At 67.7% G+C, this 13818-nt stretch carries 12 protein-coding genes; 2 read left to right on the top strand and 10 right to left on the bottom strand.

Going from position 1 to position 13818, the window contains the following annotated elements; genetic code table 11:
* The first annotated feature begins 313 nt into the window (after window positions 1-313).
* Window positions 314-1519 (top strand): winged helix-turn-helix domain-containing protein, encoded by a 1206-nt coding sequence (locus AC0IY1_RS15510; protein ID WP_471770648.1) that lies wholly within the window; start codon window positions 314-316, stop codon window positions 1517-1519.
* A gap of 265 nt (window positions 1520-1784) precedes the next feature.
* Here the strand turns inward: AC0IY1_RS15510 and AC0IY1_RS15505 are convergent, their stop codons facing one another.
* Genes AC0IY1_RS15505 through AC0IY1_RS15490 form a run of 4 tightly spaced genes read right to left on the bottom strand, consistent with a single transcriptional unit; the run spans window position 1785 to window position 4331 of the window.
* Window positions 1785-3248: a sodium:solute symporter family protein gene (locus AC0IY1_RS15505; RefSeq protein ID WP_471770646.1), complete on the bottom strand. Its 1464-nt coding sequence runs from the start codon at window positions 3246-3248 to the stop codon at window positions 1785-1787.
* Window positions 3249-3294: 46 nt separating this feature from the next.
* Window positions 3295-3531 (bottom strand): hypothetical protein, encoded by a 237-nt coding sequence (locus AC0IY1_RS15500; protein ID WP_471770644.1) that lies wholly within the window; start codon window positions 3529-3531, stop codon window positions 3295-3297.
* Between the two features lie 22 nt (window positions 3532-3553).
* A complete protein-coding gene (locus tag AC0IY1_RS15495; RefSeq protein ID WP_471770641.1) occupies window positions 3554-4000 on the bottom strand; it encodes an SRPBCC family protein in 447 nt (148 codons plus the stop codon).
* Window positions 3987-4331: an ArsR/SmtB family transcription factor gene (locus tag AC0IY1_RS15490; RefSeq protein ID WP_471770638.1), complete on the bottom strand. Its 345-nt coding sequence runs from the start codon at window positions 4329-4331 to the stop codon at window positions 3987-3989. Before AC0IY1_RS15490 ends, AC0IY1_RS15495 begins: the two co-directional genes overlap by 14 nt.
* Before the next feature lie 398 nt (window positions 4332-4729).
* Between AC0IY1_RS15490 and AC0IY1_RS15485 the strand changes: the two genes are divergently transcribed.
* On the top strand, window positions 4730-4876 hold the full coding sequence (locus AC0IY1_RS15485) for a hypothetical protein (RefSeq protein ID WP_471770635.1): 147 nt from the start codon (window positions 4730-4732) through the stop codon (window positions 4874-4876).
* A 52-nt stretch (window positions 4877-4928) separates the two neighbouring features.
* Here the strand turns inward: AC0IY1_RS15485 and AC0IY1_RS15480 are convergent, their stop codons facing one another.
* The 6 genes from AC0IY1_RS15480 to AC0IY1_RS15455 all read right to left on the bottom strand — a co-directional run bounded on the left by AC0IY1_RS15480 (window position 4929) and on the right by AC0IY1_RS15455 (window position 13577).
* A complete protein-coding gene (locus tag AC0IY1_RS15480) occupies window positions 4929-6452 on the bottom strand; it encodes a sensor domain-containing diguanylate cyclase (RefSeq protein WP_471770633.1) in 1524 nt (507 codons plus the stop codon).
* A gap of 215 nt (window positions 6453-6667) precedes the next feature.
* The gene (locus AC0IY1_RS15475; RefSeq protein ID WP_471770630.1) at window positions 6668-9634 is read right to left on the bottom strand and encodes a PAS domain-containing protein; all 2967 of its coding nucleotides are present in this window, start codon (window positions 9632-9634) and stop codon (window positions 6668-6670) included.
* A gap of 608 nt (window positions 9635-10242) precedes the next feature.
* On the bottom strand, window positions 10243-10620 hold the full coding sequence (locus AC0IY1_RS15470; protein WP_056218015.1) for a hypothetical protein: 378 nt from the start codon (window positions 10618-10620) through the stop codon (window positions 10243-10245).
* The gene (locus tag AC0IY1_RS15465; RefSeq protein WP_056218019.1) at window positions 10593-10970 is read right to left on the bottom strand and encodes a hypothetical protein; all 378 of its coding nucleotides are present in this window, start codon (window positions 10968-10970) and stop codon (window positions 10593-10595) included. The genes AC0IY1_RS15470 and AC0IY1_RS15465 overlap by 28 nt, the downstream gene beginning before the upstream one ends.
* A 376-nt stretch (window positions 10971-11346) precedes the next feature.
* Entirely contained in the window at window positions 11347-12954 is a 1608-nt protein-coding gene (locus tag AC0IY1_RS15460; protein WP_056218022.1) for an AAA family ATPase, read from the bottom strand.
* Window positions 12955-13058: 104 nt separating this feature from the next.
* Complete coding sequence (locus AC0IY1_RS15455; protein ID WP_056218027.1) at window positions 13059-13577, bottom strand: hypothetical protein; 519 nt, start codon at window positions 13575-13577, stop codon at window positions 13059-13061.
* Window positions 13578-13818 lie beyond the last annotated feature (241 nt).

Below are 13818 nucleotides of genomic sequence, written 5' to 3'. Positions count from 1 at the left end.
TGGGTACCAAGCGTCGGATTTGCACCACCGGAGGCCTGAGGCCCCGCGTCCGATCCGGCCAAGCCCGCCTGAGAGCCGGGCTTCAAGGCATGGGCACGCTACCTCGTGATCCGCGTTATCGGATTCGTTCGGTCCGAGAGGAATCGTCCGCGGGACATGGGCGAGGCGGTCATGGGTGCCGCATATAAGCTTGCACACGAAGGTCGTGAGACAAAGAACAAGGCTGATCTTGCATGAGGTTGCGCGTGTTTTCCACCGGCGAAGGACGCGATCCGATACGCCCTGACCTGCGAGCCTTCATCCGCGCGGTCGCATGAGAGGCGCCCCGAAGCCGGAGCTCTCCGTTTCCGAGGCCCGTCGCATCGCCCTTACGGCGCAGGGCTTCAACGCCCTGTCCCGTGAAAAGGCCGTCGGTGCCCCGCAGTTGCGAAGGTCCATCGAAGGGCTCGGGTTGCTCCAGATCGACAGCGTCAACGTCCTCGCCCGCGCCCACTACCTCCCCGTGTTTTCCCGCCTGGGGTCGTACGACCCCGCCTCCCTCGATGCGCTCGTGGCGAAGCGGCCCAGACGCTATTTCGAGTATTGGGGGCATGAGGCGTCGATCCTACCGGTCGACTGTCACCCACTTCTGCGCTGGCGCATGGCCCGCGCACTCCGGGGCAAGGGTATCTGGCGCCAGCTGGAACTCTATGCAGGTGAAAAGCGGGCCGAGGCCGAGGCCCTGCTCGACCGCATCCAGGCGGAAGGACCGCTGGCCGCCTCGGATGTGACGGGCCGCGGCACGTCCAAGGGCATGTGGATCTGGAGCGACGCAAAGTACGCGCTCGAATGGCTGTTCTGGGCGGGCCTTGTGGCTGCGACGCACCGCCGAGGTAGCTTCGAGCGGGTGTATGACCTGCCCGAGCGTGTGCTGCCCCGGGCGGTCCTGGAACGGCCCACCCCGGCGGGCGTCGATGCGCGGCGGATGCTTCTCGCGCGTTCGGCGCAGGCGCTCGGGATCGCGACCGCGGAGGACTTGCGCGACTATTACCGCATCCCGGCGCCGGACGTGCGAACGCCGCTCCAGCAGTTGGTCGAGGACGGGACCGTCATCCCCGTGCGCGTACGCGGCTGGCGGCAACAGGCCTATCTGCACAAGGACGCCTATGCCGGCAGGAGGATCGAGGGCCAGGCCCTGCTGTCGCCGTTCGACCCGCTTGTCTGGCACCGCCCCCGCACCGAGAGATTGTTCGGGTTCCGCTACCGGCTGGAAATCTACACCCCGGCCCACAAGCGCGAGCACGGCTATTACGTCCTGCCCTTCCTGCTCGACGGCGCCCTCGTCGCGCGCGTGGACCTGAAGGCGGACCGCAAAGCCGGCGTGCTGATCGTCCAGCAGATGCACGTCGAGCCAGATGCGCCCGGATGCACGGTCGAACGGCTGACGGAGGAGATGGGCCTGATGGCCTCATGGCTCGGGTTGTCGGGCCTTGCCTTCGCGCTGGGCATGACGTTGGCCATCGAGGGGTCCATGCCGTAGCCATCGTAGCATGGCAGCAACAGGTCATCTCCGGCAATCCGGATGAGACAGGGCGCACCGCCGATGCAGGAGACGTTTGGCTGGCCGGTGGCATCGACGGTCGACAGGAACAGCAGGTCGCGTTCCGCCATGAAGGCCTGAGCGGCATCCGAGAGCCGTTCGCTCACGCTTGCGCGCTCCTGCGTGTCCGCCGGCCGGCGCGTGCCGAAGCGGTTCTGCAGCGCCCGTAGTTCCGGCGTGCAGAAGCTGTTCATCCTACACGTCCTCAGACCGGAGCCGGCCGAGCCTGAGGGTTTGCCCCTGCCGGCCTCGCTCTGCTGGCCCGCACGACGTCGAACAGCTCCTCGACCCGCTGCCGTTCCTCGGACGAGTGCGGGAGCAGATAGGCGCAGGCGACGTAGACGAGCAGATTGACGGCCAAGCCGAAGCAGCCGGAGGTCAGGCCGTAGCCGAAGGGCAAGTGGCCGCCAAAGGCGAACTCCAGCCCCACTGCCGTGACGAAGCCCAGGATCATGCCGGCGAACGCGCCCTGCCGGTTTCCACGCTTCCAGAAGATGCCGAAAAACTGCGGCACCGAGAGCTGGATGATGCCTTGGTAAGCTAGCACCGCAAGGGAGAACAGCGCCGGCAGCGTCAGGGTGGCGAGCCACGACGCGAGCAGGGTCAGCAGCAGCATGCCGAGCTTGGCGATGAGGATCATCTGCCGCTGTTCGAGCTGGACGTAGTTGCCGACGAGGTCGTTGGCGAGTTGCGCACCGTAGGCCTGGATGTTGCCGTCCGTATGCCCCATCGAGGCGGCCAGCAGCACGACGCCGGCCAGGCCCAGTAGCAGAAGGCCGCCGGCCTGCTCGGAAATGATGAACCAGACGTCGTCGGGCTTGGCGACGGCTTCGGGCACCTTCGAGGCGAGCATTCCGAAGATCAGCAGCGCGACCCCGAACAGGAAGGTCAGCGGCACAGCGAGGGCAGCCGACTTTTTCAGGCTCTGCACGCCGTCCGCCGTGAACAGGCGCACGAAGATGTATGGCCAGCACCAGCCCCCAAGCGCACCGGTGAACATCAGCGCGAACAGATAGAGCGGGCCTTCTTTCGAGCCGAAACTCGGGATCGCGAACATCTTCGGGTCGAGCGTTGCGAGCGTGCTGCCCCGGGCCACGACGAGCCAGACGATCAAGCCGACGAGCATCAGGCCGCCGCCGATATACGCGACGATGCCCTGCAGGTAGTCGGAGATGACGACACCGCGCATACCCATACGCACCGTCCAGACCTGACGCAGGGCGATTACGAGCACGCCGACCACCACCGCGGTCGAGAACGACAGCGTGCCGAGCGACATGGCCTGGAACAGGTTGCCGAGCGCCTGCATGCCCAGGACCAGCCAGGGCAGGCCCGATACGATGCCGATCAAGGCAGCCACCGTGCGGATATGGTGTGAGCCGTAGCGCAAAGCGAACAGGTCACCCTGGGTCCTCAAATCGTAGGCCCTGCCCCAGATCCAGACAGGCCGGGCGAGCACGAACAGCAGCACCACGGTCAGGAGCGAGTAGGACAGGACGTAGAACGACATCACCCCAGCTGTGACCGAGAGCGCGCCGAAGGCGGTGAACATCGAGCCGGGGTACCAGGTATTGAGGAATGACATCGCCTGATAGCGCGCGCCGAACGAGCGGCCGCCGACAGCATAGTCGGTGAAGGACTGGTCAACGGTACGGTTGCGCTGAAGCACCCAGACCAGCTGGCGAAAAAGAGGGCGAGGGAGCCGAAGGTGATGATCATGCCGCGCTCCCCTCGTCGGCCGCGTCGAGCAGATAGGCGGCGATCAGGCTTACTGTGATGCAGAGACTGACAGCCAAGAAGTAGAACAGCGCGGTCGGGATCCCGGCGATCGGGGTCGTGCGGCCGTCGGCCGCCCAGTAGAGCGGCGGGGCCAGCGCAACGATGGCGTCGAGCGCGAACCACAGTTTGACGATCCCGCGCCGGAGCGGCGCAGGTGAGCCTTGTTTCAACATGGCGTTTCCTCGTTTTTGTCGTTCAGTGAAGCACGGGGTCGAGCTTGTCGAAGCAGCTCGGCCAATCCTCCGCATAGGCCTCGCGGACGTCCGCACGGGCGATCCGCCTATGGGTCAGGCGCATCTCGCTGGTGCCGTCTTCTTGCGGTTTGAATTCGATCTGCAGCAGGGTCTCCTCCCCACATGAAAGGTCGAGGGGGCCGTCGTACGTCCAAGTCTGGACGATGCGCCGGCCGGGTTCGAGCTCTCGGTAGCAGCCGCTGATGCGATGTACGGCTCCTTCAGGCCCCCGGGTCTGCAACCGGAAGCGACCACCTACCCGAAGGTCGGTCTCGGCCTGCTCGACGACGTTCCGGCCAGGCGCGAGCCAGCGCTGGATCATCACCGGGTCGGTCCAGGCCTGATAGAGCTTGTCGCAGGTTGCCCGAAACGTCCGGACGAGGACGACGGCGGGCTCAGTGTCGGTCATCGTCGTCCTCGGCGTTCAGCAGATCGTCGAGAGCATCGAGCCGCTCGTTCCAGAAGGCCGTGTAGGTGCGCAGCCAGGAGAGCGCCTGAACAAGAGGCTGACGCTCAAGCGAGCAGCGATGCACCCGACCTTCGATTGCGCGGCTCAGAAGGCCCGCATCTTCGAGAACGCGGACGTGCTTGGAGGCAGCCGCCAGCGACATGGCGTGCGGCGCGGCAAGTTCCGAAACTGTGCGCTCACCGGACGCGAGTTGATCGACCATGGCCCTGCGGGTTCGATCCGCGAGGGCATGAAAGACCCTATCCAAGGACGCAGCAAAATGCTCAACCATGTGGTTAATGATCGCAGATCGGTCTGGCGAGAGCAAGAGGCCAGCGTGGGATCGTGTGCGCGGCCGGAGGAGCGAAGCCTGCTCCGGTAGCTTCATTGCACGGACGCGGACGGGCCGCCGTTCACCCAACCGGGCCGTAGAGCAGGCATACGGGTTACGATCCGACTGCGACGTAGCTGCCTCTTATCGCCGTCCTCGTCATCGGCCATTCGCAAATCCCAGGACCTGCGCGCCAGGGTCAACCGGACCGTAGTCGGCTCGAAAGGGTGGAAGTGCCGTTCGGCCACGCCGTCCGCCGCCTCGCTGGGCAGGCGCGAGTTGTGGAAGCAGGTGATCCGGGCGGCCTTGTGTGTTGGTCAGGTTCAGCGCGTCGAGGGGCACCACTGCCGCTCACAACCTTGGCCGAGCGCTTCGAGCGCATCCGGGAGCGAGCCTACGACATCCGGGACCGCAACCATCGGCCTGAACAGTTCGACGCCGGGTTGCGGCTCATGGCGGAACGTGGGCTCAAGGCCGAGGCACCGGCCGCGGACCGCCCGGCCTGACGAAGGCGGCGAGGACGTTGGACGCGAGCCATCATGAGAGGTCCGGGCTCGCTCAGCCCCCGACGATACGAAACGGCTGCCTTTCGGCCGACCGCGCGCCGGCGGACGCGGCGCAACGGGTCTGGTTGCGACCTCCGGCCTTGGCCTCGTAGAGGGCCGCGTCCGCATGGCCGTAGAGGTCGGCGGCATCGGCGATACCCGATGCCAGGCCGATGCTGACCGTGACGGCGCCGGCACCGATTCCGACGGATCCGACCGCCACCGTCCTCACCTGGGCATGCACCTCGGCCGCGACGCGCAGGGCGCCGGCCTCGTCTGTGTCGGGCAGCAGGAGAACGAACTCCTCGCCGCCGACCCGGCAGACGAGATCCGAGGGGCGGTGCACGCATGCGGTCAGGCCCCGGGCAAGCCCCTTCAGCACCTCGTCGCCGATGGCGTGGCCGTAGCGGTCGTTGTAGCGCTTGAAGTGGTCCGCATCGACGACCAGCAGCGAAAGCGGCTTGCCTGACCGGACGGCATCCGCGCAGGCGCGGGCGTACGTCTCCTCGAAGCGCCGACGGTTCGCCAGGCCGGTCAGCGTGTCGGTCTCCGAGAGCCGGGCGAGTTCGGCCTGCATCGCGGCACGGCGTCGGATCTCTCGACCGAACAGCAGGGACAGGGCGACGGTCAGCCCGCACAGGACCAGCACGACGCTGCCGATCACCACGGCCTTGACCCGCCAGCCGGCCTCGACCTCGTCGACGGACAGCGCCACGTTGAGGATCAGCGGCAGCTCGCCGACGCGGGTGAAGGTGTAGAGCCGCTTCACGCCGTCACGAACAGAGGTCTCGACGAACGTACCCGTTCCCTCGCGGGCGAAGCGGTCGAAGGTTCGGGAGCCGGCGATGTTCACGCCGACGTCGGCCTCCAGGTAGGGATGGCGGGTGATGCGCGTGCCGTCCTTGAGGTAGAGGTTGATCGCACCGTCCCGGCCGAGGCCGATCTGGTCGAAGAGGCGCCCGAAGTAGGAGAGCTTGAGGCTGCCCAGGACCAACCCGCCGAAAGAGCCGTCGGGCTTGTCGATACGCCGGCTGAAGTTGACCATGCGCTCGCCGGTCAGGCGCGAAACGATGGGCCGTCCGACATAGAGGCCGAGATAGCGGTTCGCCTTGTGGGCCTGGAAGTAGTCGCGGTCGGCGTAGTTGCCCTTGCGCGGCGGAACGGCCCCGGCGTCGTCCACCACCTCGCCGTTCTCGTCGAGGACGAACATGACGCCGAGGTCACGCGCGCTCGCGGCGCGGTCGAACAGGACGAGCTGGCGCATGGGCGCGTCGAGCTGCGCCAGGCCCGGCGTCCTCAGGTTGTCCTGCACGGCCTGGAGCGTGAGGTCGATGATCTCGACGTTGCGGGCGACGTCGCGTTCGATGACCTGCAGGAGGTTGCGCGAGGTCTGCTCGGCCTTGTCCCAGGCGTCCTGCCGCAGGTCGAGCAGCATGAGGCCCGAGATGACGAGCATGCCAAGGGGCGCGAGGATGCCGAGCGCGATCCACGTGCTGGCGGAGCGCAGCCGTCGCGCGAGACGAGGCGGCAGTGACATCGATGGCCTTTCCCAAGCATGCTTTTCGTTTCTTGGTATCTGGCATGCACAGGCCTAACGCGGGTTTGACCGGACCGATAAAAGGCTCGGCGAAACCATCCGTGGCTAACGATTCCTGTCCCTGATCACCGAAACTTGGCCTCTGTAGGACAGCCCGGTCCGATCCGCGCATGGCGGCGAGCCCGTCCCATGACCGTTCGAGTGCCCGCGGTGGATCAAGGCTTCTCGATGAGTTCGCGGATGCGGCTGGCGAGCGTCTCCATCACGAAGGGCTTGGTCAGGACGGCCATGCCAGGGTCGAGATGCCCGTTCCCGACGACGGCGTTCTCGGCGTAGCCGGTAATGAACAGCACCTTCAGATCGGGACGGACCGCGCGGCCGGCATCGGCGACCTGTCGACCGTTCATCCCGCCCGGCAGGCCAACGTCGGTGACGAGGAGGTCGAGCCGCACGTTCGATTGTAGGACCCTTAGTGCGGAAGGTCCGTCGGCGGCCTCGATGGCCGTATAGCCAAGCTCCTGCAGGACCTCGGTGACCAGCATGCGGATGGTGGGTTCGTCGTCAACGATGAGGACCGTTTGGCCCTGATCGGCCCGAGGAGCCTCGCTCAGACCCGCCAGCACGTCGGCCTCCTCGGCCTCGCCGTAGTGGCGCGGCAGGTACAGGCAGACCGTCGTGCCCTCGCCGACCTCGGAATAGATCCGCACCTGCCCGCCGGACTGGCGCACGAAGCCGTGGATCATCGACAACCCCAGGCCGGTGCCATGCCCGAGGGGCTTGGTGGTGAAGAACGGGTCGAAGGCCCGGGCAATGACCTCAGGGGTCATGCCGGTGCCGGTATCGGTCACGCAAAGGGACAGGTACTGCCCCGGGGGGACGTCACGTTCCTGTGCCGCGTGGGGGTCGAGCCACTTGTTGGCGGTCTCGATGGTGATGCGGCCGCCGTCGGGCATCGCGTCACGGGCATTGATGCAGAGGTTGAGCAGCGCGTTCTCAAGCTGGTTGGGATCCACTAGGGCCGGCCACAGGCCCGCCGCCCCGACCACCTCGATGGCCACGGACGGACCGACCGTACGGCGCACCAGGTCCTCCATCCCGCCGACGAGCGCATTCACGTTCGTCGGCTTGGGATCGAGGGTCTGGCGGCGAGAGAAGGCGAGCAGACGATGGGTCAAGGCCGCGGCGCGCCTGGCGGCGCCCTGGGCGGCGTTAATGTACTTGTCGAGGTCGGTCAGGCGCCCCTGCGCCATGCGGGTCTGCAGCATCTCCAGGCTGCCGGAGATGCCGGTGAGCAGGTTGTTGAAGTCGTGCGCCAGCCCGCCGGTGAGCTGGCCCACCGCCTCCATCTTCTGGGCCTGCCGCAGCGCCTCCTCGGTCCGGCGCCGGTCGGTCAGGTCCAAGGCCTCGGGCACGATCCCGACGATTTGTCCGTCCTCGTCGCGGATCGGCCGTAGGGATAGGTCGAGGGTACGTGCCCCTGATGCCAGGTTTAGCGTGACCTCCTCCCGGTATCCGGTTCCCTGCGCAGCCGCCTCGACGGCCCTGCGCATGGTTTCCGGCATGCCGGGGGTTGCGGTGAACCAAGGGGCCGACAAGAACGGCCGTCCCATCACCGTTTCGCGGGACGCGGCGATGAATTCGAGCGCGACGGTGTTCGCGTCGACGAGGGTCCCCTCGACATCGAGCAGCGCCTGGAACTGGAAGCTGGTCTCGAACAGGGTCCGGAGCCGAACCTGTGCCCGGGCAAGCGCTTCCGCCGCCTGCTTCTCGGCGGTGACGTGGCGGGCGGTGGCGTAGATCTGGTCGCCTTCCGGGGCCGCCACCCAGGACAGCCAGCGGTACCCGCCGTCCTTGTGCCGGTAACGGTTGAGGATGACCGGAAGCTCGTCGTGCCTGGCATGCTCCAGAGCCCCGTCGGTCTTCGGGTGGTCCTCCGGATGGACGAAGTCGAAGACGGGATGACCGAGCATCTCCTCGGGCGCCCAGCCAAGGATCTTCGTGACGGCCGGGCTGACCTCCTGGAAGACGCCGGCGTGGTCGATCACGACCAGCAGGTCCTGCGAATTCCGCCATAGCCGGTCGCGTTCGGCCGTGCGTTCGGTGACGCGCTGCTCCAGCGTCTCATTGAGTTGCCGTAGCTCCGCCTCGGCACGGGCGCGGTTCAAGGCGTCCCAGGTCCGTGCTGCAACGCCCTCGACGAGGGTGATCTCCTCGGGCGACCAGGAATGCGGCTCCGTGTGATTGACGTAGAGCGTGGCGCGTAGCCGGCCCTCGCGCACCAGCGGCACCGAGACGAAGGCACGGGCCTGGACGGAAGCCCATGTGGCGGGATCGTAGATGGCCTCCAGCGTGACGTCGTCGGACCACACCGTCTCGCCGCGTCTCTGTCGTTCGATTGCGGCCTTGCCGAAGCCGTCCAGAGGGAACGACCCAAGGATGGGGTCGACCCCGGCGACGTAGTTGGTCTCGAAGGTGACGGTGACGTCGTCCTCCTGGACCTCGCCGTAGCCGACCCGACTAGCGCGCAGGTGAGGTCCGAGGGCATCGACGGCGGCCTGCATGATCGCACGGGGGTCGGACAGGGCGCGCAGGCGTTCCTCCAAGGCGAGGCGGAAGGCCCTGCGCCGCTCGGCATGGACCTGGGCCGTGGTCTCGGTGCAGGGGCAGAACATGCCCGAGACGTGGCCGTCCGCGTCCCGCACGGGCGTGTACGAGAAGGCGAAGTGGGCCTCGGCGGCGCGCCCGTTGCGTTCAAGGACCAAGCTGATGTCGTCCATGTGGACGGGCTCGCCGGCGAAGGTTTGGTCGATCAACGGCTCGATGGCGGACCGGATCTCGGGCCAGACATCGAAGAACGGACGACCTAGCGAGCTCCCTCGCTTGGAGCCGAGGATCTCGGCGTAGCCGTCGTTGAAGAGCAGCACCCGTTCGGGGCCCCAGGCGATGAACATCGGCTGGGTGGCGCCGAGCATCACGTCGACGAGGGCGTGCAGGCTGGCGGGCCAATCCGCAGGATGTCCGAGCGCGGTGGCGGTCCAGTCATGCGAACGGAAACGTTGGGAAGTCTCGCCAGTCCCGACATGGGCGAAGAATGAGCCGCGGAAAGCGGGAAGATCAGCCTCTGTAAGGGTTTCGGACCACGTCTCTTCGGCCGGGGCGGCCTGTGAATCGGTTTGCATCATCAAGGCTAGCTAGCACGGCGAAACCAGGGGATTGCCATTCGCGACGTAACACGCCCGACCTCATCGAACAGCGCGGCAATTGTCCGCTTCCAGGCAGCGGCCAGAACCCTCGCTGTCACGAAGCTAGGTCAAGACCCGTCTGTCCGCTCTCCGACTGGATTGGGTGCAGGTTGTGTGAAAGCGCGGGCGCCCGAGGATACTTCGGCGAGCCGCACCGGTGCCTTACGTGCCTCAACCTCCAGGTGGCCCTCGACTAGGTCGGTCATCAGGCGCTGAAACGAGACACCCTTCTCCAATGGCAGACACCTGAGGTCAGGAGCCGACATTCGGGTGCGCCCTGAAGGATGTGAAGCTCGTCATGACCGACGGCGGTGCATATGTGCACGACTCGGTCAATCTCCGCATACTTGGCGGCTTGCTCCGATAAACAGGCTGCGAACGGCGTTCTGTACGGATGGGAAGCCAGGGAGCCTACGCCCGTGTCACGAAGCTGCCCAGGGCTGCAGCGCCCGCGACACGCCCTCGTCGCAGGGACACTAATCCGTAGCCAAGCGCGCATCGCTACGTTTCGGGCCGGCTCCCTCCTCGGGGCCGGCCTTCTTCGTTGGTCAGTCACCGGTGCCGAACTGCGCCGGCCCCGAGGCGCACGGCGTCGGCCCGTACCACGTCAGGCGCGCGCCCTCGCGCAGGTCGACGCACCACCGGCCGAGGGCCTGCCCGTCCCCGCACCACAGCCCCTGCGCCATCTGCGCGGCGGCCCGGCCTCGGCGCCGGGCGACCGCCTTCGTGCGGAGGTCCTGCCGGGTGCAGTGGAGATCCACGACGTCGTGGCCTGGCCCGCGCGAGACGTACATTGCAGTCGTCAGCACGGTGTCACCGTGGCGCTCGGTCGTGCCGAGGTACCAGGAAGAGGCCGACCACGGGCCATCATCGGCGACGGCGGGGGCGGCCGCGCTGATCAGCGCGAGGACGACGAGGCTACGCATGGGGACACTCCGAGGCATGGGGGGGCGGCCCAGCACGAGCCGTCGGCGAGGAACACAACGAGGGCGGCCGCAGCGATGGGAGAGCCGTCCGGAAGGGTGAAGGCGGAGGCGAGGTAGGGGTCGAAGCGGACCCGCTGCGCGCCGGCCGGGACCGCCGCGGATTCGACGAGAACGCCCCGCGCGCAGGCGACTACCTCGCGCTGGCGGCGGGCCCGGATGCGGGCGCACCCGGCGGCCGAGACGACGAACCGGACGTCCCGAAGCGTGAGCGCGACCGCGTGCCCGACGACGCGGCCGCGCTCGCGGATGCTCCAGCAGGCCGTGTTCAGGTTCCGGTACACGTCGGGCATCGCGGCCTCGCCACCGGCTCGCGGGGGCGGCGCCACGAACCGCCGCCGCCATCGACGTCGCGGACCAGCGTGTCTGCCCGTGAGGGGAAGGCCTGCGCCGGGACGGGCGGAGCCGGCGCCGAATCGGCCCGGGGCTCCATGCGCGCCTCTGGCAAGGGGACGCAGCGCGTCGCCAGTTTCACAGCGGCGTTGGCCAGTACGAGGCCCTCCGAGAGCGTCACCTCCCTGTCGGCCACGCACCGGGCAATGTGCCCGAGGTAGGCGTCCACCGCGGGACCGATGCGGTAGTCAACCGTGCCGGCGACGCGATGGCCTCGCAGAGAATGCCTGGAGGCCTCGAAGATGGGGGCATGCGTGGTCGTCATGTTCGCCTCCATCACATCCGGGTCGCCAGGGCCTCGCGGCCCGCCAGAACGGTTTCGACGAGGCGCCGCACGACACGGACGCTGCCTCCCTCGGTGAAGTGGGCCTCGACGAGCTCGGCCTCCTCGCCGTCGAGGTCGGCCAGCCAATTCTCGTCTTGGCCGCGCTCCTGCCGGATCTCCCGCATGACGCCGCGCAGCAGCACGGGAAGGTCCTCTCGCCGGGGCGACGGCATCTCGTAGACGCGGAACCTGTCGACGAGGGCGGGATGGGACCGGCGAAGGCCGGTGACGTCATTCGCCGTCGCGATGTAGGAGACGCCGCTGAGATCGACCTCGGCCTCGACGTAGGTGTCGAAGAACCGCCGCGCATCGTCCGTCAACAGCGGCAGGAGCCCATCCAGGAGCGAGCCGTTGGTCGTGCCCGTTCCCACCTTGTCGATCTCGTCGATGACGATGAGACCAGCCGCCGAGCCAAGCCGCTTCAGCATCTGCATGGGTACCGAGGCGCGCCCTGTAGACCACTGCCTGCTCGTCGAGAGGAAGCTGGCGTCCGCTGCCCCTGACGCGTTGTAGACCTGGTAACCAAGCCCCAAGACCTCGGCGATCCGCCGCGCCAACCGGGTCTTGCCGGAGCCCGGGGGGCCGACGAGCAGGACCGGACGCACATGGACGTGTGGCCGCCCCGCGAGGTCGCGAAGGACGGCATCGACGATTCCCTCGGCATACGGGAACTCGGAAACGAGCTCGGCCCGCGCCGCTGTGAGGTCCCCAACGCGGACGAGCGGCCAGCGCCGGCCGGCGAAGGGAGACCACTCAGCCTTGGGCGTGGAGGCCGAGCTCGGTCGGTCGGAGCTGGCCTTTGTCCCCGGCAGGTGGTCGGTCGACGCCAGCACCATCAGGCTCGGTCCGTCGTCGACCGGGCCCTGCCGGGCATCCAGGATGGCCTGGACGTGCGAGGGGACCGAACGCGGGGGCTGCGTAGCCGCGACCGCCGCCTGGACCGGCAGGCCCCGGAGCGCCTGCGCGCCGGCCTTCGCCCAATCGGCGACGATATCGAGGTAGGGCCCGTTGGCTTCCCACGTGCCGTGGCGCCAGACCTCACCCTCGGTGACTTGCGACCCGATGGCGGCGTAGAGCAGGCGCTCCTCGCCGGGCCCGTAAGACCGGGCGTGCCGCCACACGATGGGGCGCAGCGCCGCGATGGCGTCGGGCTGCCCGAAGCGCGTGAGGTGACAGATGAGGCGGTCGCGGAGCTCGTCCTCCTCGGTGTCACCGGCGGAGTAGGACAAGTCGATCTCGGTGGCAGGGCGCAGGTCGAGCATCCGCGCGACCTCGCGCCATGCGGTAGTCAGCCTGATCACCAGCCACTTGTCGGCGTACTTCCCCTGGCGGCCCAGCCGGTCGGAGACCGTGTGCCAGATAGAGAGGATGACCGCCGCCCATTCGCGGTTGCCGCCGCAATCGAGCAGAAGATCGGCGCGGTCGCCGGTTAGAAGCGGTCGGTATTGCGCTGCGAGGAGAGCGTAGATGTCTCGCTGGGGAGAGCCGCCGTAGGGCTCCTCACCGAGCAGGAGCGCGCGCAGGTCCGTGGCGCGCCCGAGGCGGGCGTTGCTAGTCATCGGGGTGTCCTTCCACCGGCCACAGGCGAAAGCCTTGGGCACGTATGCGGACCCTATCGGGGGTTCCTTAAGAACTCGTCAACGAATTCCTAACGCGAGGCGATTCAGGTCCCCTCATTTTTATCGACTGGCCGCTCGCGTGCGTCTCGGGCGCCGAGGATCAGCGCCAGGGCTTCGTCCACGTCGCGGCGGGCTACAACGCCGAGGTCGTCGCGGTCCGCCGGCGACGTGCGCATGACGACGCTGCCCTTGGAGTACGGCCCCCGGTCGACGAGCTCGCATGCGGCGAGGAGCATGTGGCCCGTCGCCCGCGGGGTCGTCGTCGCCGCGGCGCGTCCGAGCAGGCGGAGCAACCACGTTGGCAAGCCATTCCGCTCATACCGGTCGCGGGTCACGGTCCTCCTGTTGAGATCGGACACCCGGGCAAGGCTGTTCGTGTGGTCGCCGCCCCAGAGCACGGTCGCGGCGGCTTCGACCGCGGCGGCGAGATCCTCGGCGATGTCGGCGTGCTCGACGGGGCGGCCGCCGACATGCGGTACGCGCCCCTCATAGGTCAGGGGCAGGCCGTCGACGAGGCCGACGGCATCGGGATGATTGGGAACGGGGCAGAGGACGACGCGCATACCCCGGCATAGCGCGCACTCTCGAAACGAAGAAGGCCCCGGCACGATGCCGGGGCCTTGTTTGCCCTCCCGCAGGCGGGAGGAGAACCTTCTGCGTACAAAATAGTCAGACCGCCGGGGTTGCCCTCCATCGCTGGAGGAGACTTTCCGAAGCCCAAGCAGGCATTCGTGCGAAGCTGGCAGGTCTGCCCTCCATTGCTGGAGGCGCCGCGACTTAGCGTTATGCAAAACATTATCGACG

The organism is Methylobacterium sp. AC690, assembly GCF_979256535.1.
This window is presented reverse-complemented; position numbering and strand designations above follow the sequence as displayed.

Coding starts and splice junctions, on each gene's coding strand:
- AC0IY1_RS15510 (WP_471770648.1), top strand. CDS start 314: ATGAGAGGCGCCCCGAAGCCGGAGCTCTCCGTTTCCGAGGCCCGTCGC.
- AC0IY1_RS15500 (WP_471770644.1), bottom strand. CDS start 3,531: ATGTTGAAACAAGGCTCACCTGCGCCGCTCCGGCGCGGGATCGTCAAA.
- AC0IY1_RS15495 (WP_471770641.1), bottom strand. CDS start 4,000: ATGACCGACACTGAGCCCGCCGTCGTCCTCGTCCGGACGTTTCGGGCA.
- AC0IY1_RS15490 (WP_471770638.1), bottom strand. CDS start 4,331: ATGGTTGAGCATTTTGCTGCGTCCTTGGATAGGGTCTTTCATGCCCTC.
- AC0IY1_RS15480 (WP_471770633.1), bottom strand. CDS start 6,452: ATGTCACTGCCGCCTCGTCTCGCGCGACGGCTGCGCTCCGCCAGCACG.
- AC0IY1_RS15475 (WP_471770630.1), bottom strand. CDS start 9,634: ATGATGCAAACCGATTCACAGGCCGCCCCGGCCGAAGAGACGTGGTCC.
- AC0IY1_RS15470 (WP_056218015.1), bottom strand. CDS start 10,620: ATGCGTAGCCTCGTCGTCCTCGCGCTGATCAGCGCGGCCGCCCCCGCC.
- AC0IY1_RS15465 (WP_056218019.1), bottom strand. CDS start 10,970: ATGCCCGACGTGTACCGGAACCTGAACACGGCCTGCTGGAGCATCCGC.
- AC0IY1_RS15460 (WP_056218022.1), bottom strand. CDS start 12,954: ATGACTAGCAACGCCCGCCTCGGGCGCGCCACGGACCTGCGCGCGCTC.
- AC0IY1_RS15455 (WP_056218027.1), bottom strand. CDS start 13,577: ATGCGCGTCGTCCTCTGCCCCGTTCCCAATCATCCCGATGCCGTCGGC.